The 18116-nt window shown below is 69.0% G+C and carries 15 protein-coding genes; 7 read left to right on the top strand and 8 right to left on the bottom strand.

From position 1 onward, the window contains the following. Nucleotides 1-24: 24 nt before the first annotated feature. Nucleotides 25-840 carry a site-2 protease family protein gene (locus ACZ3YL_RS07985; RefSeq protein WP_188302568.1) on the bottom strand — a complete coding sequence of 272 codons (816 nt, stop codon included), beginning with the start codon at nucleotides 838-840 and terminating at the stop codon, nucleotides 25-27. A gap of 192 nt (nucleotides 841-1032) precedes the next feature. Here ACZ3YL_RS07985 and ACZ3YL_RS07980 point away from each other — a divergent pair, with 192 nt between their 5' ends. Continuing rightward, the gene (locus ACZ3YL_RS07980) at nucleotides 1033-4500 is read left to right on the top strand and encodes an AfsR/SARP family transcriptional regulator (protein ID WP_465656156.1); all 3468 of its coding nucleotides are present in this window, start codon (nucleotides 1033-1035) and stop codon (nucleotides 4498-4500) included. 105 nt (nucleotides 4501-4605) lie between these two features. Here ACZ3YL_RS07980 and ACZ3YL_RS07975 read toward each other — a convergent pair whose 3' ends face one another. The 4 genes from ACZ3YL_RS07975 to ACZ3YL_RS07960 all read right to left on the bottom strand — a co-directional run bounded on the left by ACZ3YL_RS07975 (nucleotide 4606) and on the right by ACZ3YL_RS07960 (nucleotide 8206). After that, nucleotides 4606-5436 carry an ABC transporter permease gene (locus ACZ3YL_RS07975; RefSeq protein WP_465656154.1) on the bottom strand — a complete coding sequence of 277 codons (831 nt, stop codon included), beginning with the start codon at nucleotides 5434-5436 and terminating at the stop codon, nucleotides 4606-4608. After that, nucleotides 5433-6458 (bottom strand): ATP-binding cassette domain-containing protein, encoded by a 1026-nt coding sequence (locus ACZ3YL_RS07970; protein ID WP_188302571.1) that lies wholly within the window; start codon nucleotides 6456-6458, stop codon nucleotides 5433-5435. Before ACZ3YL_RS07970 ends, ACZ3YL_RS07975 begins: the two co-directional genes overlap by 4 nt. Before the next feature lie 595 nt (nucleotides 6459-7053). Next, nucleotides 7054-7344: a DUF397 domain-containing protein gene (locus ACZ3YL_RS07965; protein ID WP_465656152.1), complete on the bottom strand. Its 291-nt coding sequence runs from the start codon at nucleotides 7342-7344 to the stop codon at nucleotides 7054-7056. Continuing rightward, the gene (locus ACZ3YL_RS07960) at nucleotides 7337-8206 is read right to left on the bottom strand and encodes a helix-turn-helix domain-containing protein (RefSeq protein ID WP_465656150.1); all 870 of its coding nucleotides are present in this window, start codon (nucleotides 8204-8206) and stop codon (nucleotides 7337-7339) included. Before ACZ3YL_RS07960 ends, ACZ3YL_RS07965 begins: the two co-directional genes overlap by 8 nt. A gap of 228 nt (nucleotides 8207-8434) precedes the next feature. Here ACZ3YL_RS07960 and ACZ3YL_RS07955 point away from each other — a divergent pair, with 228 nt between their 5' ends. Next, on the top strand, nucleotides 8435-8842 hold the full coding sequence (locus ACZ3YL_RS07955; RefSeq protein WP_465656148.1) for an ATP-binding protein: 408 nt from the start codon (nucleotides 8435-8437) through the stop codon (nucleotides 8840-8842). 139 nt (nucleotides 8843-8981) lie between these two features. Here ACZ3YL_RS07955 and ACZ3YL_RS07950 read toward each other — a convergent pair whose 3' ends face one another. Both ACZ3YL_RS07950 and ACZ3YL_RS07945 read right to left on the bottom strand, forming a co-directional pair. Next, a complete protein-coding gene (locus ACZ3YL_RS07950; protein ID WP_465656147.1) occupies nucleotides 8982-10163 on the bottom strand; it encodes a helix-turn-helix domain-containing protein in 1182 nt (393 codons plus the stop codon). A 57-nt stretch (nucleotides 10164-10220) separates the two neighbouring features. Continuing rightward, on the bottom strand, nucleotides 10221-11558 hold the full coding sequence (locus tag ACZ3YL_RS07945) for a helix-turn-helix domain-containing protein (RefSeq protein ID WP_465656145.1): 1338 nt from the start codon (nucleotides 11556-11558) through the stop codon (nucleotides 10221-10223). A 531-nt stretch (nucleotides 11559-12089) separates the two neighbouring features. On the opposite strand from ACZ3YL_RS07945, the gene ACZ3YL_RS07940 reads away from it, so the two are divergent. The 5 genes from ACZ3YL_RS07940 to ACZ3YL_RS07920 all read left to right on the top strand — a co-directional run bounded on the left by ACZ3YL_RS07940 (nucleotide 12090) and on the right by ACZ3YL_RS07920 (nucleotide 16100). Further along, on the top strand, nucleotides 12090-12836 hold the full coding sequence (locus ACZ3YL_RS07940) for a hypothetical protein (protein WP_465656144.1): 747 nt from the start codon (nucleotides 12090-12092) through the stop codon (nucleotides 12834-12836). A gap of 94 nt (nucleotides 12837-12930) precedes the next feature. Beyond that, entirely contained in the window at nucleotides 12931-13845 is a 915-nt protein-coding gene (locus tag ACZ3YL_RS07935; protein ID WP_465656142.1) for an aminoglycoside phosphotransferase/kinase family protein, read from the top strand. Beyond that, nucleotides 13842-14516: a class I SAM-dependent methyltransferase gene (locus ACZ3YL_RS07930; protein WP_465656140.1), complete on the top strand. Its 675-nt coding sequence runs from the start codon at nucleotides 13842-13844 to the stop codon at nucleotides 14514-14516. The genes ACZ3YL_RS07935 and ACZ3YL_RS07930 overlap by 4 nt, the downstream gene beginning before the upstream one ends. A gap of 27 nt (nucleotides 14517-14543) precedes the next feature. Then, a complete protein-coding gene (locus tag ACZ3YL_RS07925; protein WP_465656138.1) occupies nucleotides 14544-15089 on the top strand; it encodes an HAD domain-containing protein in 546 nt (181 codons plus the stop codon). 165 nt (nucleotides 15090-15254) lie between these two features. Continuing rightward, a complete protein-coding gene (locus ACZ3YL_RS07920) occupies nucleotides 15255-16100 on the top strand; it encodes a GNAT family N-acetyltransferase (RefSeq protein WP_465656137.1) in 846 nt (281 codons plus the stop codon). 1026 nt (nucleotides 16101-17126) lie between these two features. Here the strand turns inward: ACZ3YL_RS07920 and panB are convergent. Further along, nucleotides 17127-17996, bottom strand: coding sequence for a 3-methyl-2-oxobutanoate hydroxymethyltransferase (panB, locus tag ACZ3YL_RS07915; RefSeq protein ID WP_188302572.1), 870 nt, complete (start codon nucleotides 17994-17996; stop codon nucleotides 17127-17129). Between the last annotated feature and the right edge of the window lie 120 nt (nucleotides 17997-18116).

The raw sequence follows: 18116 nt of genomic DNA, 5'->3' as shown, positions 1-18116 counted from the left end.
GCGGCGGGCGGTCCCTCCGGAGCCTCAGCTCTTCCAGAAGCTGAACAGGTACCGGCCGACCGTCGCGTAGTCGGTGTCCACGCCGAACAGGCTCATCAGGTCGTGGACGATCCCGAAGAAGAACGAGTTCACCTGGGGCTGCCACAGCAGCGCGAACACCGCCAGCATCCCGTACGGGGCGAAGGGCTCGACCGAGCGCCGGGTCTTGGCCGAGAGCCAGGGCTCGACGATCCCGTAGCCGTCCAGGCCGGGCACCGGCAGCAGGTTCAGCAGCGCCGCGCTGAGCTGCAGCAGGCCGAGGAAGCCGAGGGCGCAGGCGAACGGGGAGACGTTCAGCTCGTAGCCGTAGTACGAGGCGTGCAGGTCGGAGCCGTCCAGCCAGCCCGCGCCGACCGGGATCAGCAGCGCCGCCGCGAACACCAGGTTCACCAGCGGCCCGGCCGCCGAGATCAGGCTGTGCTTGAGTCGGCCCTGGATCCGGCTGCGCTCGATCCACACCGAGCCACCCGGAAGGCCGATGCCGCCGAGGATCACGAAGACGATCGGCAGCACGAAGCTGAGCAGCACATTGGTGTACTTCAGCGGGTTGAGCGTGAGGTAGCCCTTGGCACCGACGGTGATGTCGCCGCCGTGCAGCGCGGTGCGCGCGTGGGCGTACTCGTGCAGGCAGAGCGAGACCATCCAGCCCGACACCACGAACAGGAACACCCCGAACCGGGCGTTGCCGTAGCCGGAGTACACCGCCCAGGCGGAGGTGCCGAGGGTGGCGAGCAGCACCCAGAACACCGGGCTGATCCGGCGGTCCTCGCTGCGGGTGCGCGGCGTGGCGGCGAAGGTCATCTGTGGGTGCTCCGTGACAGAGGGACGGGGGACTACCGGCAGGGACCGATCATGCCGGGCGGGCCGGTGGCCGGACAAGCCGCCCAGGGTGAACGCCCGAGGGGCGGTGCCCGGTTCCTTCGGGCGGCGGTGCCCGGTGGGGGTCAGCACAATTGTGCGCCCACGCCGCCGCCGATCGATCAGAATGGACCGGTGCACTACGGCATCCTCGGAACCACCACGGCCCACCACGACGACGGCACGCCGGTCCCGCTCGGCGGTGCCCGGCTGCGGGCGCTGCTGACCGCGCTGGCCCTGCGGCAGGGCCGGCCGGTCCCGGCCGACCTGCTGGTGGACGAGGTGTGGGACGCCGAGCCACCGCAGGACTCCTCGGCCGCGCTGCAGACCCTGGTCGGCCGGCTGCGCCGCACCATCGGGCGGGAGCGGATCGGCTCCGGCCCGGCCGGCTACTGGCTGACCGACCCGGCCACCGACCTCGCCGACTTCCACCGGCTGAGCACCGAGGGCCGCCGCGCCCTCGACACCGGCGACCACGTGCTGGCCGCCGAACGGCTGCGCGCCGCCCTGGCACTGTGGCGCGGCCCCGCCCTGGCCGACCTGCCGGACCGCATCGGACCGGCCGCCCGGCTGGAGTCCCAGCGGGACGAGGCCCGCCGCCACCGGATCACCGCCGACCTCGGACTCGGCCGGGCCGGCGAACTGGTCGCCGAACTCGCCGAACTCTGCGAACGGCAGCCGCTGGACGAGCCCCTGCAACTGCTGATGCTGCGGGCCCTGCACGGGAGCGGCCGCACCGCCGAGGCGCTGCGCCACTACGAGCGCACCAGGCGCGCCCTGGCGGACGAACTCGGCGCCGACCCTGGCCGGCAACTCCGGTCGTTCCACGCCGAGTTGCTCAAGTCGGAGGAGATAGCGCCGGTGTCGGCAGCCGAGCCGACGCCGCCCGCACCCGCCGTATCCGCTCCATCCGACCCATCCGCACCCGCCGTACCGGCAGAGCCCGCCGCCGCACCCGCACCCGCACCCGCGCCCGCACCCGCCGCGCCCGCCGCTCCCGCACCCCCGCCCACCGCCCAACTCCCGCGCACCACGGGCAATCTGCGCGGCCGGCTGACCAGCTTCGTCGGTCGGGAAGGCGATCTCGCCGCCCTGCGCGAGCTGATGGCGGACCGTCGACTGATCACCCTGATCGGCCCCGGCGGCTCCGGCAAGACCCGGCTGTCGGTCGAGGCCGGCCGCGCCGAACAGTCCGCCGGGCACTGGCCGGACGGCGTCTGGCTGGCCGAACTCGCCCCGCTGGAGAGCCCGGAGGCCGTCCCCGCCGCCGTGGTCTCCGCGCTCGGCCTGCGCGAGATCGTGCTGCACAGCGGCGGCATGGTCGCCGAGGTGCTGGAGAAGCGCGCCGAGGACCCGCTGCGCCGACTGGTCGAGCACTGCGGCCACCGCCGGATGCTGCTCGTCCTGGACAACTGCGAGCACCTGATCCAGGCCGCCGCCGACCTCGTCGACACGCTGCTCGCCGAGTGCCCCGGGCTGACCGTGATCGCCACCAGCCGCGAGCCGCTGGGCGTGCCCGGCGAGACCGTCCTGCCGGTCGAGCCGCTGCCCGACCCGGTGGCGCTGCGGCTGCTCACCGAGCGGGCCGCCGCCGCCCGCCCCGGCTTCGACCCGCAGAGCGACCCGGAGGCCTGCGCCGAGATCTGCCGCCGCCTGGACGGCCTGCCGCTGGCCATCGAACTGGCCGCCGCCCGGCTGCGGGTGATGACGGCCCGGCAGATCGCCGACCGCCTGGACGGCCGGTTCGCCCTGCTCACCGCCGGCAGCCGCACCCTGCTGCCGCGCCAGCAGACGCTGCGCGCGGTGGTCGACTGGAGCTGGGAGCTGCTGGGCAAGCGCGAACGGGCGGTGCTGAGCCGGCTCTCGGTGTTCGCGGGCGGCTGGCAGCTGGAGGACGCCGAGGCGATCTGCGCCGACGGCACCGCGGTGGTCGGTCCGGAGGTCGCCGACCTGCTGCTCTCCCTGGTCGACAAGTCCCTGCTGGTGGCCGACCTCGCCGACGACGGCGGCCTGCCGCGCTACCGGATGCTGGAGACCATCCACGAGTACGCCACCGAGCGCCTGGCCGAGTCCGCCGCCGAGCGCGACGCCGCCGAGGCCCGCCACCTGGCACACTTCCGCGCGCTGGTCGCCACCGCCGACCTGAACATCCACGGCCCGCAGCAGCTGCACTGGCTGACCGTGCTGGAGCGCGAGCAGGACAACATCCGGGCCGCGCTGCGCCGCGCGGTCGACCGGGCGGACGAGGAGCAGGCGCTGGTCATCGCCGTCGGCATGGGCTGGTACTGGTCGCTGCGCGGCTACAGCATGGAGGCCCGCGGCTGGTACACCGCGATCGGCGCGCTCGGCCCGGACCCGTTCGGCCCGGGCGCCCCGCGACCGGTGCCGCTGGAGCGCAACGTGCTCGCGTACGGCGTCCCGATGCCCCAGGGGGTGGTCGAGGAGGCCCGCCGACTGGTCGCGATGTTCCGGCTGATGGGGTTGTTCGAGGGGAACCTCGACGTGCTCGGCAACGCGGACGCGGTCCGGACCGCGGAGGTGCTGCTGGACACCTACACCCCGGACCTCCCGCAGGCCTACCGCTTCCCGGCGCTGATGCGGGTGTTCGGCGCCTTCCTGGCCGGCCGGCTGGAGGCGATGCGGGAGCTGGTGGACGACGCGGTCCGCGGCTGCGAGGTGCACGGCGATCCGAACGACCTGGCGTTCGCCCTGCAGCTCCGGGCCAGGATGCTGAACGACTGGCCGGACGGCGAGGAGCAGAGCATCCGGGACGGCGTGCGCTCCCTGGAGCTGTTCGAGCAGGCCGGCGACCTCTGGGGGGTGTCCCAGGCGCTGACGGCCCGCGGCGAGTCGTTGGCCAACCGGGGCGACGCCGAAGGCGCCGCCGCCGCGTACGCGCGGGCGATCGAACTGGCCGAGGAGCTGGGCGCACCGCAGGAGGTGCCGATGCTGCAGGTGAACCTCGGCAGCGCCCTGCTGGAACAGGACCTGGAGCGCGGCGAGCGGATCATCCGGGAGGCGCTGGCCGCCATCGACGGCCCGGGCCTCGACCAGGCCACCACCGGCGCCCTGCTGTTCGGCCACCTGACGCTCTGCGGCCTCCACGCCCAGCGCGGCGAGTACCCGCAGGCCCTGGCGGGGCTGGAGGCACTCGACGCGATCACCACAGGCGGGTTCGTGCCTGGCATCGTGCGCGGGATGCTGCTCAGCGCCCGGGGCTGGATAGTCGCCCGGGCGGGGGACCCGGACGAGGGCCTCGCCCTGCTGCGCGAGGGCCGCCGGCTGCTGGTCTCGATGACGGCCGCGAGCGGGTTCGCCGAGCAGATGACGGTCATGGTGGTGCCAGCCGTGGTCGGGGTGCTGCGGGCCTTCGCGGAGCGGGACGGCGACCTGGAGCGGGGTCGGCAGGCGGCCGTGCTGATCGGCGCGCACAAGCGGCTGAACGGCCCGAAGGGCGGCTACCTGGACCGGGTGGAGCGCGAGCGCTCGGAAGCCGTCCTGCGGGAGATGCTGGGGGCGGCCGACTACGCGGCGGCGCACGCCGCCGGCGAGGAACTGAACCAGCGGCAGACCCAGGAGATGCTCGGGGAGTTGATCGGTTGAGGCCGGTCGTACGGGTGCCCGTCCCCTGGTCACCCGTACGACCGGCCCTTCGTACCGGCCGGCGTCCTGTCCACGGCCGCCGGCCGGACCTCGTCCCCGGCTCGCTCAGGTCCGCTTGCGGAAGCGGGCCACCGCGAGCGGGGCGAAGATCGCGGTCGAGACGGCTGACCAGATCAGCACGATCATCACCGGGTGGGCCACCGCGCCCTGGCCGTTGAGCAGCGCGCGGGAGGCGTCGGCCAGCGCGGACAGCGGATTGACCTTGGTGAAGGCCTGCAGCCAGCCCGGCATGGTGTCGGTCGGCGCGAAGATCGAGCTGCCGAACTGCATCGGCATCAGGACCAGCATGGAGACGCCCTGGACGGCCTGGGCGCTCTTCATCGACATGCCCAGCAGCATCGAGATCCAGACGATCGACATGCCGAACACCAGCGACAGACCGACCGCGGCGAGCAGCTCCGGCACGCCGGTCTTCAGCTCGAAGCCGAGGATGAAGGCGAAGGTCAGCAGGATCGCGGAGGAGAGCAGGGCGCGCAGGGTCTCGGCGACGATCTTGGAGAGCAGGACGGAGGCCCGTCCGATCGGCAGGGTGCGGAAACGGTCCATCACCCCGGACTGGAAGTCGCTGTTCAGACCGGTGCCGACGGCCAGCGCCAGCGTCATGCCGGTCTGGCCAAGCAGGCCGGGGATCATGAACTGCTTGTACTTGTCCTGGTCCCCGGCGAACATGGCGCCGCCGAAGACGTAGACGAACAGCACGGTGAAGACGATCGGCATCAGCACGGCGTCGAACATCGACTCCGGGTCGGCCTTGATCCGCATCAGGTTGCGGCGGGTCAGCGCGCCGATGTGGCGCAGGGTGCCGGCCAGGCCGATCCGGGTGTCGTCGGCCGGGGAGCCCTCGGCCCGGGCGGGGGTGAGCGTGGCGGTGGTCATGCGACGGGCTCCTTGACGAGGGCGTCGGCGGGCGCGTCGGCCGCGCCGGCGGTGGGCTTGCCGGTGATGGCGAGGAAGACCTCGTCCAGGCTGGGGACCTTGGTGTCGATCCCGGCGATCGCGAAGCCGCGTCCGCCGAGCACCCCGATCACGGCGGTGAGCTGCTCCTCGCCGGTGATCGGCACCGCGAGCAGGCCCTCGTCGGGGGAGATGGTGGCGGCGGCGATCCCGGCCTCGTGGAGGCAGCGGGCCATCTCCGCCAGCTCGGCCGGGTGGGCCGGGCGGACCTGGAGGATCTGGCCGCCGACCTTGGCCTTGAGCTCGGCGACGCCGCCGCTGGCGATCACCTTGCCCCGGTCGATGACGGTCAGCTCGTCGGCGAGCTGCTCGGCCTCCTCCATGTACTGGGTGGTCAGCAGCACGGTGCTGCCCTCGGCGACCATCCGCTGCACCTCGTCCCAGACCTCGTTGCGGGTGCGCGGGTCCAGGCCGGTGGTGGGCTCGTCCAGGTAGAGCACCCGGGGGCGGCCCATCATGCTGGCGGCCAGGTCGAGGCGCCGGCGCATGCCGCCGGAGTAGGTCTTGGCGATCCGCTTGGCGGCCTCGGTGAGCGAGAAGCGCTCCAGCAGCTCGGTGGCCCTGGCCTTGGCGTCGCGGCTGGAGAGGTCGAGCAGCCGGCCGATCAGGTAGAGGTTCTCGTAACCGGAGAGCAGCTCGTCCACGGACGCGTACTGGCCGGTCAGGCCGATGGTGCGGCGCAGCTGCTTGGGCTGGCGCAGGACGTCGTAGCCGCCGACGAACGCGGTGCCCGCGTCCGGCTTGATCAGCGTGGAGAGCACCCGCACCAGGGTGGTCTTGCCGGCGCCGTTGGGGCCGAGCAGGGCGAGGACGGTGCCCTCGCGGACGGTGAGGTCGACGCCGTCGAGGGCCTTGGTGTCGCCGAAGTGCTTGACGATGCCGTGCACCTCGACGGCGTTCCCGACTGTTCCCCGCGTGTTCGGGGCGGTGGCGATTCCTGTCATGCCCCCAGGCTGTCCGCCCCGCCTGTCACCCCCCTGTCGCCCGCCCGCCTCTACTGTCAGCCCGCTGTCACCGGGCTGTCACCGCGTACGGGTGTGGGCCTACACGTAGAAAAGGTGCTGAAAGAATAATTTGAACAGACAGGGAAAGATTGAGCCTGACCCCTCGGTGACCCGAGGGGTCAGGCTTGAAAAGAGACTCGCGGCCTACCGGGGAAGCTTCTGGCGATGTGGAGATGTCGGAGCAGAGAAATTCCGGCGCGGTCCTCCTCTGCGGAGGAGGACCGCGCCGAAATTAGAGAGCAGTCGCCAGGGCAAGGATTTCGGCTCCCCTCGGCGATGCCGAAGGGGAGCCGCCACAAGGACGCTCTGGTCAATATTCGAGAAGAAGGAAAAGCCTTGGCTCCATCCCTCCACCCCACCTGGGGCGGTGGGGCGGAGGGATGGGAAAGAATACAGGCAGGGGAATGTAGAAGGTGGCGGCCTCCTCCGATGAGGAGGCCGCCACTATAAGGAGCCACAAGAATTTCAATCGATTAGCAGCTGTGCCCCTCGGCCAGCCGAGCGGCACAGCTGAGGGCCCTGGGGGCAACTCCCGCTAATCAATGGGGAGCAGCCCCTCCTGACCTGCTAGGACACCCTCGGTGAACGCCCTGTACTCGCTTGGAGTCCAATACAGTTTGGGGCCACCGGGGTCAGTCGAGTCTCGCATGACATAACCGAGGACAACTCCATCTACGAGGACCCTGGTCACCTCAATACAGTCACTACTTGCGCCACCGCCACCACTGAGATCAGACTTCGCCCAGATATTCCCGGAGAGATCAGTCGCTCGAAGTGATTCCTTCGCGGATATTTTGAAGGAATCAGAACTCCGCCGGTCAACCATGTGCCATCTCCTCGATCACTGATTCGATAAATTCTGCCGATTTTGGTGCGCTCAGAGCGTATCCGGCCAGATACTCATGCAGGCGGCGTGAGGATCGAAGCGCCTTGGGATCGTCGGCGAAAGAGATGCCATCCCAACTGTCCGAGCTCCGAACGCTCGGATCGCGTTGAAATTCGAAGATGGTGAAATTTGGGATGCTTCCAGCGGCGACTTCCGCTTCCTTCGGAATGATGCGAATGTCGACGTTGGACCGCTGCGCCATCTCGGCGAGATGGCGCAGCTGACGGGTCATGGTCTCGCGGCCGCCCGTGTGCTCGCGCAGCACACCTTCGGCGATGACCACATCGAGGGCCGGCGGACGCTCACTCCGGACCAGAACCTCGCCCCGACGCAGTCTCACCTGAGCCATGACATCCATGTGGCTACGCCCGTACTCCTGCATGCCGAACCCGAAGATCGCGTTGATGTAGTCCGAGGTCTGCAGGAGGCCAGGTACCGACCCACTGGCGTACATCCGGATCCTCTCGGCGACATCCTCGTATTCGATGAGCTTCACGAGAGGTTTCGGCAGATCCCGGTAGGCCATCCACCAGAGATCCGCAGCCTCCCTGGCCGCATGAAAGAGCGCCATGATGCCGGCCCGTTGCTCCGGGGTGACCTGGAAGAGGTCCAGCATGATGGTGAGTTGATCGAGATCCGGACGTTGGCCTCCGCGCTCAAACAACGACACCAGGTCCCGAGGCCTCCCCAATGCGATGCCAACGTCCTTCTGTGTGGGCCTGGTGGGCGCGGCCTTGCGAGCCTCGGCAAGCATCCTGCCGAAGGACCGCAGGGATCGGGCCTCCCGCGCGTCTACGGCCACAGTCACTCCTTCTCCACGACACGTCGGCTTCTGCGCAGCGTAGCGCCCGGGATCCGGACGCATACCCCCCAAAGAGTGATTCCTGATGGATCATCACGATTGGCTTGCGCGCGCAACTGCGCGCGCATCACACTCTAGGCATTCGCACGATGCAGCGCTGGTGTCGCTGTACGTGTCGTTCTCGCCCCTTACGCGGCCAGGCCCCGCCTTGCCGCCTTTGGAGGAGTCGTGCAACCCGTTCACGAACACGCCTGCGGGGAGACAACCGGACTGACCGTCTCCCGGCGGTTCTCCCCCGAGCCCACAGCCGTTGCCATGGCACGCCGACAGGTGCGCCTGGCGTGCGTGGCCATCGGTGTGGATGCCGAAGTCCTGGAGCTTCTGGTCTCGGAGGCCGTCAGTAACTCGGTCGTTCACGCGGGCACCGACTGCGTGGTGACCTGCGTGGAGTGGGAACCCGGACGCATACGTGTCGAAGTGCTGGACTACTCGCCGGAGTTGCCGGTGCGGCGAGAATCCGGTGCCGAGAGCGAACACGGCCGCGGGCTTCTCCTGATCAACGAGCTGGCCCACCACCACATGGAGAAGCGGGCGAACGGCAAGGTTCTCTGTTTCACCCCGAAGGAAGTTGCTTAGCTTGTGACGACCGGAGCCGCCGGGCCGTGACCCGGCGGCTCCGCGTAGCTGCCCCTGACGAGAGGGCCACAGCGAGCCAACGAATGCCCTGGCCGCTTCACAGGAGTGGCCAGGGCATTCGTGAAGCAGAGGCGCACTATTAGAAGGAACCGCCCAGCAAAGCATGCCGGTGCCGCCAGGCGAGCCGCAGAAGGGCCGCGCCGGCGGGCTGCATCGGTTCCGCGCTCGTGAGGCGGTCTACCTGCTCAGCGGTGAAGGGAATCCCGGTCGATCGCCCGGTCGCGTCCTCCTGCCCGACGCGGTGACCTTCGTTGTTGGTGGAGACGATCCCTTGGAACGTCTCGTCGAACAAGTCGGCGTCGAACACGGCCACGGTCAGCATGTCGGTGACGAAGGTCAGCGGATCCATGCCGAGACCCAGCCAGAAGACCTGTAGTCTCCCGTCCTCGCGAGCAGCGGTGAGCGTCTTGTTGAGCGGCCAGGCCGCGTAGTCGATAGGCGCCCTGTCGCTTCCGTAGTCCTCGGTGTCACCGAGGAGTTCCTCGCTCAGCTCCCTGAGGATCGCTCGCCAGAGATCGAAGTCGTTCCCCTCATTCCATGGTGCGTCGTGTGACGCCTGGAACATCCCGACAGGCATGACCTGGTAGAGGCCTCCACCGCTGGCGACCTTTTCAGGGTCGCGCCAGTGCAGCACGAACTCGGCTTCGCCGGTTGTTCGATCGTTCCGGATGGTCAGCGTGCTGGTGGCCGCCATGACGGGCCGACGGGCGAGGTCGGTCGGATCGGCGATGGATGCGCGGAAGGGCGTTGTCGAAGGATCCACCGGCTTGTCCGAGCTAGCCAGGACTGCCGCAGCGTACTCGTGCGCGGCGGCCTCGCAGATGTTGATGACATCGAAGTACTGGCCACGGCCGAAGGTCAGCATCGGACCGGCGGCAGATGCCTCAACATCGAGCAGGCGGTAGCAGCTTCGGTTCTCGAACAGCCTTGGTTTGGCGAGATCCCGAACTGCGTCCGCATAGCTTCGGTAGACGCTCCCGTCCTCCCGGTGGGGTCGGATGTGATCGAGCTCGGGCTCACTGCCGTTCAACGGCGCTGCGGGCGCGTCTGGCTTCCAGCTCAGCCGGACGTGCTCCAGTGGCACCGGCTGCTCCGGAATCCAGTGCTGTCGAGCCAGAAGAGGCGTCCCCGGAACGAGATTCTCGGGCGTGTGCTCGGCCAGAATCCGAGCAGTCAACGCGAAACGGTGATCGTTCAGGAAGCCGCGTACCCGTCGCCACTGCTCTCCACTGTCATATGGGGTGGGCTGCTCATCTGCCACGGGCGCGCTGGGCACGATGCTCCTTCTTTGCATGTGGGCGAGACGCCCTGTACGCGGCTACGAGCCGAGCAGCAGGTCGCGGTACTTCCAGGCCAGAGCCAAGCATGCCGCGCCCGGCGGCGCCATGGGTTCATTCCTGATGAACTGTAGGATGTTCTGTTCAGTGAACGGAATACCGGCAGAGGTGTCCTGGCCGCTCCACTCTGTGACGGTCACCCCCTCGGCGTTGGTCTTCACGACCTCGCCGAACAACTCCTCGAAGACCTCATCCTCGATCACGAGCGCTGTCGGGATGGTTGCCGCCAACGTGAGCGCGTCACAGCCCACGCCGAAGCAGTACAACCGGATCCTCCGGGTTCGCCGGGCTCGCTCAAGCGCACGGTAGAGCGGCCATCGATCGTAATCCAGCGGCCGGCTCCCGGAACCGTCGTACTCAGGCGCGCCCAGCAGTTCCTCGTTGAGCTCTCTGACGATGTTGTGCCACAGGTCGAAGTCGCTGCCCGCAGGGTCGCTGGCGATGGCGCTCGGCTGGAATTCCCCGGCCGGAATGGTGTCGTAAAGGCCGCCGGCGGTGGCCACCTTGCCTGGATCGCGCCAGTGCAGCAGAAAGGTCGCCTCGCCGGAGGTTCGGACTCGGATCAGCAAGGTGGTGATAGCCGGCACGACTGCGCGCAGATCCATGTCGAACGGATCACTCACCAGTCGCCGGAGGGGCAGCCGGGCCCAGTTCGCGAGCCCCTCGGTCGTAACGGCCGCAAATTCATGACCGAGGGCCTCGGAGACGTCGAGCTTGTCGAAATAGGTGGCCAGGCCGAAGGAGAGCTTGCCGTCTCCATCCCGGCCCCACTCAACCCCGGTCAGTCGATAGCTCGGCCGATTCTCGAAGAGCGACGGCGAGTCGATGTACCGGATTGCCTGGGTGTATCGATCGAACGAACGGCTGGGGCTGTACATCGGCAGGATCTGACGCGCTTCGGGCTCGCTTCCGTCGACCAGGGGAACCTTCGTCGTAGCGCCGCCCATCCACCTGAGACGCACGCGCTCGATCTCCACCGGTGCCGATGGCGACCATTCGGGCGGCATCAGAAGTGCCGTACCGGGGACATGGATCTCGATCGGGTAGAGCGCGCTGGCCGCGCGAGAAAGCTCACTCCGGTGGGTGTTGAGGTAGCGGCGTACGTTTCGCCAAGCATTTTGACTGTCAGTCACTTCATTGACGGTTGAGCTGAACTCGGAACTCGGAGGTCGCTCGACATGCTGAGGCGACACCGCTCCCGGGATGCTGAACCACAGGCGCTCCGCCGGCGCACCCAGCACCCGGGCATAGTGGATCAGGGAGATGAGATCGGTAACAGGCGGTCCGGTCTCAATTCTGCTGATCTGAGCCTGAGTCAAGCCCAGCCACCGGCCAACGGTGCTCTGCGGGATTCCTCGCGGCCCGAACTCAACTCGGTGGTAGGGGTGAAACCGGTAGGCCCGCACGATGCGACCGATGTGGCGCTCTCCGAAGGCTGAGACAAATTCCCGCGAACTCCAGAACTCTGGTGGGACCTCCGGGGGTTGGTCGACCGTCTGTGATCGACCTGCTGATCGACACGGCGAGCACAGGGTGCCTCGCTGGTCCACGGCCAGCCGTGCGCCACACCGGCGACACGTGAACGCTGACCCTTGCCCAACTGACACCGTCGCCCCTGGTCCGCTCGACCGAGACCTCAACCTGACGAGCAGTATATGAACCGCCACGATCGGTGTCCGGCGATCTATGTATCGCACGTATACGGGGCACCCCGGTCCGGCATGGAAGCAACGGGGCCGGGCGGCCACCGTAGTTACTGGCCGCCTGGGCAGCCGCTTCCTTCGCGCTCCAGGCGGCCGGCCAAGCCGATCGGCACCCGTCAGGGTGCCGCGACCCGGAATGGAGACACAGTGACCACCGTCGAAACCGCGACGATCGCGGTCGAACTGCCCGAGGCGTTCGACCCGCGCTGGAACCGCCTGCCCGGCATCACCGTGAACGGCAAGAAGATCACCCTCGACCCGGAGAAGTACTTCTTCCGGTTCGAGGCCAACTCCTGGCTCGTCATCGACTGGCAGACCGTGAAGGACGGCCTGCTGGACGTGGACGAGACCGAGGAGTCCGCCGTAGAGCAGATGGCACTGGAGTTCATCAAGTCCCACAGCCGCTCGACCAGCGACGCGGGTGAGGTCCTGGCCATCGCCTACCAGGTCTACTCGTACCTGTTCCGCAACGAGCACCTGGCCACCCTGGGTCTGCCGAAGGTCACCGTCGAGCACCTGAAGATGCTCCGCGAGGCCGCCACGCTCATGGCCCTCAACAAGGTCGAGCTCAACGGTCACATCAGCAACGTCGGCCCGTGCTGGTTCTTCCCGTCCGCCACCGGCGTGGTCTTCGACCTCTCCGAGGAGGACGGCCAGATGCTGGACGAGGTCTACCACGGCGGCTGGTTCAACGAGCACCGCCGGATCGAGGGCATCAAGGCCCACACCGCCCTCGGCGGTCGGCTGGTCCACGGCTGCCAGTCCGTCCCGGACCAGTCCGGCGGCGTCGTCGCCCCCTACGGTGCCTCCATGTCCCGCTTCCGCGAAGAGCTGTCAGGCATGAAGGCAGAGTGGATCGAGCAGGTCAACTCCTACCGGGTGACTGCGGTCTGAGCCTCGCGTTGACATCCGTCCGGGGCGGCAAGCGCGCCGCCGCCCCGGACCCCCGCCCCCCGCTGACAAGATCGAACGAACGGAACTCCTCCCCGTGGACAGCACCCTCGTCACCGCCATCCTCACCAGCCTCCTCACCGACACCGGCGACTCCCAGCCCATCCGCGAGCCGATCCGGGTGTGGGGCATGTCCGGTGTCGAGCGCCTGCGCTTCGACACCGACCGTACGGTGATCTACAAGTACGCGGTCGAGCCGTTCGACAGCGAGGACCGGATCCTCAAGGCCGCCAACCGCGCTGGGATTCGGGTGCCGCAGGTCATCGCCTCAAAGGCCCGCGAAGGCGCTCTCGGCATGATCATCGAAGACCTCGGAGAGCCGGCCCGCGAAGCGGGCGACACGGACGGAGTCGTGGCTGCCGTCGCCCTCCACGAGGCACCCGCCGACGCATCGCTGCCTGTGATGGAGGAGGACGCGCTCACCGCCCTGCCGAAGCTGGCGCTCGGGCACCTTCGCCACCTGCGCGCGGTCGGCCGCTGGACGGAGGACGCCGCGGACATCGCCGCGATGCTGGAGGCGCTCGCCGATGCGGCCTCGAAGCGCGCCGTCGGTACCGAGCTGGCCCCGTTCGGCTGGGTGCACTCCGAGTTTCACCCCACCAGCCTGCACATGGGCGAGGGCGGCTGGTGCCTGCTCGATTTCGCCCGAGCCTTCACCGGCCCCGGCCTGCTCGACCTCGCCTCCTGGCACGGCACCGTCGACGCCCCCGACCCGGCCCGCCTGCGGGCGTTCATCGAGGCGTACGTCGCCGCCGGTGGGGCGAAGGACGCGCTCGCCGAACGAGGCGGCCTGCCCGCCGAACAGTGGGCACTCGGCTGGCACCGTGTCTGGGCCAGCGAGTGGTTCATGGAGCAGGCCATCAAGTGGATCAACAACCTCGAGGACGACCCGGTCTACATCAAGGTCGTCCGCCGCCACCTGACTACGGCCGTCCGGCTCCTGGAAGCGTGACGGTGAACCTTTGGGACGCCCACGCCGCCCAACGCCTGGCAGACGGCCAGCCCCAGCAGCTGGAACCGCCACACCGAATGGAGTGGACCCAGCAACTCGGCGTCGGCCCCGGCGCCGAGTTGCTGGGTGAGGACCTGGTCGAACGGCGAACCGTCGAACTGGGCTGCGGTCCTGGGCACAATGCCGCCCACCTGGCCAGCCTCGGCGCCCGCGTCACCGGGATCGACAGCTCCCGTGGTCAGATCCACCGCGCGACGGCCCACTACGCGCACACCGGAGCCTCGTTCGTCAGCTCCACCGCGAGCGCCTACCTCAACCGCGAACGCGAGCAGTTGGACACCATCGTGTCCGTCTTCGGCGCGATCGGCCTGACTGAACCATCCCAGCTCCTCTGCTCCTGCTCTCGCCGACTTGCCCGCAGGGGCGTCCTCGCCTTCTCCGTCCCGCATCCCCAACGGACCGGCACGATCCCCGCCCGCCCTCGAACCCGCACCCAGGTGTCCCTGCCCAACGGCGCCCCAATCGTGGTGCAGCGCTGGGACATCGACCCGGCCTCTTGGGTACGGGCGCTCAACCGCGCCGGCTTGCTCGTCACCGGCGTACACAACCTCTTCGCGCCAGCCGATGCACGCTGGCCGACCACACTTCTCATTACCGCACGGAAGCCCTGACACCCGACTACCTCCCGGGAGGCACCGATGCACAACGCCCCGTTCCTGCTCCTGGACATAGACGGCGTCCTCATCCCGTTCCCGGCCGCCGACGGCAGCACCCCCGCCAGCCATGCCGGCCACCAGGTGCGCACTGATGCCGTCGCCGAGCCGTTCCGGATCTGGCTCAACCCGGCCCACGGCAAGCTGATCACCGACGCCATCCAGACCGACCTCGTGCGGCCGGTCTGGTGCACGAGCTGGCGCTTAGACGCTCGCCGCATCGTCGCACCGCTGCTGGGCGTTCCCGACTTCGACCACATCGAGCTTCCCAATCTGCCCATTACCACCAGCCACCCCGACGGCTACCTGTGGAAGCGCAACCACGTCGCGGACTGGCTCGTCGGTTCCCCGGCCATCTGGATCGATGACGACTTCACGCCCCTCGACCACAGGTGGGCCGCCGACCGCACGGCCTTCGGCAACCCCACCCTGCTGATCGAGCCCGATCCGCACGCCGGCATCCAGCCCGAACACATCATGACCGCCTTGGAATGGGCCTCCGCTCTCACTCCAACGGCTCGGGCGGCCTGATGCCCGCCCGACATACAGCACCGGAGAAGGGCCAGCTCGGCTACGTGCTCGTGCTCTGCGGGCGACGACAACCCGCACTGATCGCGATCGGTCAGCAACGCCCAGGCCCTGACACGGTTCGAGTCAGGGCCTGAGCCCGGTGTGGCAGCCGAGTAGCGTGCGTGCATGGGATTCCGCTGGGACTGGATGCGCTCCCGCATCTCCGTGCCGTACCTGCCGACGCTTGGCCCCCTTCACCCTGATGTGATGGGCCCGGAGCTGTTGGAGGACGTGTTCGCCGTGGCCGGCACCGGTGGCCTTCTGCCCCACGACAAGGACCGGCGATGGGCGTACCGCAAGGACGAGTGGGTCGTGGTGGACGACATCGTCCAGGATCGGGACCGGACTCTGATCCCGACGATCACCGGCCGTGGAATCCTACGGGTGCACCTCTACGGGGCAGCGGAGCACCTGCCCGAAGCCCGGGAGGCAGCCGCTGAGCTCGCCGCTCTCCACGAAGCCGCGAAGGCCCGCGTCGTATGGTTCCAGGATCTCCCGGACGCCTCTGCCGGATTCAACCGGGTCCAGCTCAGGACCTTCGATCGCCCCGCTCCTGCCGTGGACGGGGTCGACGTTCTGTCCGAGTCGCCCGCACAGGTGGCAGAGTCCTTCGAGATTTTCGCAGAGAAGCTGGCCGGCGAAGGATTCGCCTTCCTGAACTCCAGGCTCGACACCGTCGGGCCCGTCCTGGTCGCCGTGCGGGACGGGCAGGTGGCTGGTGCCATCGGCCCGATGGAGACGATGCCCGACCCGATCGGGCAAGTCCGGCTCCTGCCCCAATACTTCGGAGTCCTGCCGGAGTACCGAGGGCTCGGACTCGGGCGCCGACTCTGGCGTGCTGCCATGCACTGGGGCCAGGAGCACGGCGCCGACTACCAGCTGCTGCAGACCACGGTCGGCGGAGCGTCCGACCGCCTCTGCCGGAGCGAGGGGCTGGTCGACCTCGGTTTCGTCTGCACGTCGGACGCCTGAGCAGATCGACCCGTCCGCAGGGCGCTACGAGCACGGCTGGCGCCTCTGATCGCTACGGGAGCGGCGCAGCCGTTGGTGGCAGGCCACTTCGCGGGGCTGGCGCAGGCGCGGCAGGTGCCTGGTCGGGGAACGGGATCGCGGCATTCCGTGCACTCGGTGTACCGGGTAGCGGGAGGGCTCGCCGGATTGCGGGGAGGCAGCATCTTGTGGCGCAGGCGGTAGCCGAGCACGGCCGCAGCCGAGTACATGGGGGTGGGCAGGCCGGGGAGCAGGGATTGGGCCAGATCCGTCGGGGTGCTGCCGCGTTGCAGCCATTGGGCCACCAAGGGCGCCAGCTCTTCGGCCTCGGATTGGCCCAGGTGCAGGCGGGGTTCGGGACGGATCACCCGGAACAGGGTGGCCACCGCTTCCCGGAGCTGTTCGTCCAGCGCAGGAGGGAGGGTGGTTTCTTGGCCCGGTTTCTTTACTACTGGGAGGTCTGCGCGCCTGGTGGCCGGTTCACCGGGCGCCGGACGGGTGACAGCCGGTGTCCTCGGCCAGGGGGCGTCGTAGACGTGGTTCTCGGTGCGGACGGTGCCGTCGGGCATCCGGATCGTCTCGACGCGGTAGAAGCCGGCGTCGGTGAGTTCCTTGAGGGCCTTGCGAATTGCTCCCCGGCCCTGGGGACTGGTGTCGGCCATGTGTCGGCCGTCCTCGCGCCAGCCGTCCGGGCGGGAGAGGAGGTCGGCGAGGAGGCCTCGGGCGGTGTAGCTCAACTTCCGGTACTGCAGAACGGCATTGGGCAACACGGTGAAGTGGCGTGCGTGTTCGGTACGATGGACGCGCATCGGGAGTCCTGCTCCTGGTGCCGGGCCCCGGGGTGTTGGTAGCACCGCCGGGGTCGCCTTTTTCTGTTTGAGCACAGAACGTAGCACGACGGCTATCGACGCAACTGCCTTTTCGGGTAAAGGCGTTTATCGCATTAAGCCTGGGGCCCGTCGCCGCTTCGGCGGTGCCGAAGCAGCGACGGGATGCGACGGGCGGGTGTCAGTGGAAGCTGTGCTCCTCCGCCGGGAAGGCGCCGCTGCGGACCTCGGCCGCGAACTCGCGGGCGGCCTCGCCGAGGACGCCGCGCAGGTCGGCGTACTTCTTGACGAACTTGGGCACCCGGCCCGCCGTCATGCCGGCCATGTCGGTCCAGACCAGCACCTGGGCGTCGGTCTCCGGGCCGCCGCCGATGCCGACGGTCGGGATCGCCAGCTGCTCGGTGACCTGGGCGGCGAGCTCGGCCGGGACGGCCTCCAGCACCACCGAGAAGGCGCCGGCCTGCTGGACGGCCTTGGCGTCGCGGAGCAGCTGGTGGGCCGCCTCGTCGCCGCGGCCCTGGACGGGGTAGCCGCCGAAGGCGTGCACCGACTGCGGGGTGAGGCCGATGTGGGCCATCACCGGGATGCCGGCCTCGACCAGCAGCTCGATCGAGCGGGCGCTGCGCTCGCCGCCCTCCAGCTTGACCGCGCCGACCCCGGCCTCCTTCATCAGCCGGGCCGCGTTGTGCATGGCCTGGGCGGGCGACTCCTGGTACGAGCCGAACGGCAGGTCGGCGACGATCATGGCGCGCTGGGTGCCGCGGACGACGGCGGCGGAGAGCATCACCATCTGATCCATGGTCACCGGCACGGTGGTCTCGTAGCCGAGGTGGCAGTTGCCGGCCGAGTCGCCGACGAGCAGGACGGGGATCCCGGCCTCGTCGAACACGCCCGCGGTCAGGGCGTCGTAGGCGGTGAGCATCGCCCACTTCTCGCCGCGCTGCTTGGCGCCGGCGAGGTCGCGGACGGTGATACGGCGGTTGGTGACCCCGCCGTAGAGGGTGGCGGTCGACGCCTGGTTCTGGGCAGGCGAAGGCGAAGAAGCGTTCATCGAACGGGCTCCTGAAGGGTTGTCGTCTCGTGGCGCCGTACGGCGTCCCCGGATCACCTCCATGCTTGCACGCCCCGGCGTGAGCGCAAAGAGGGGTGCGGTCGCCGGGGTGCGATCCAC

The organism is Kitasatospora sp. NPDC023176, from assembly GCF_055560495.1.
The sequence above is the reverse complement of the archived record's forward strand: the minus strand, read 5'-3'. Positions and strand labels throughout refer to the sequence as shown.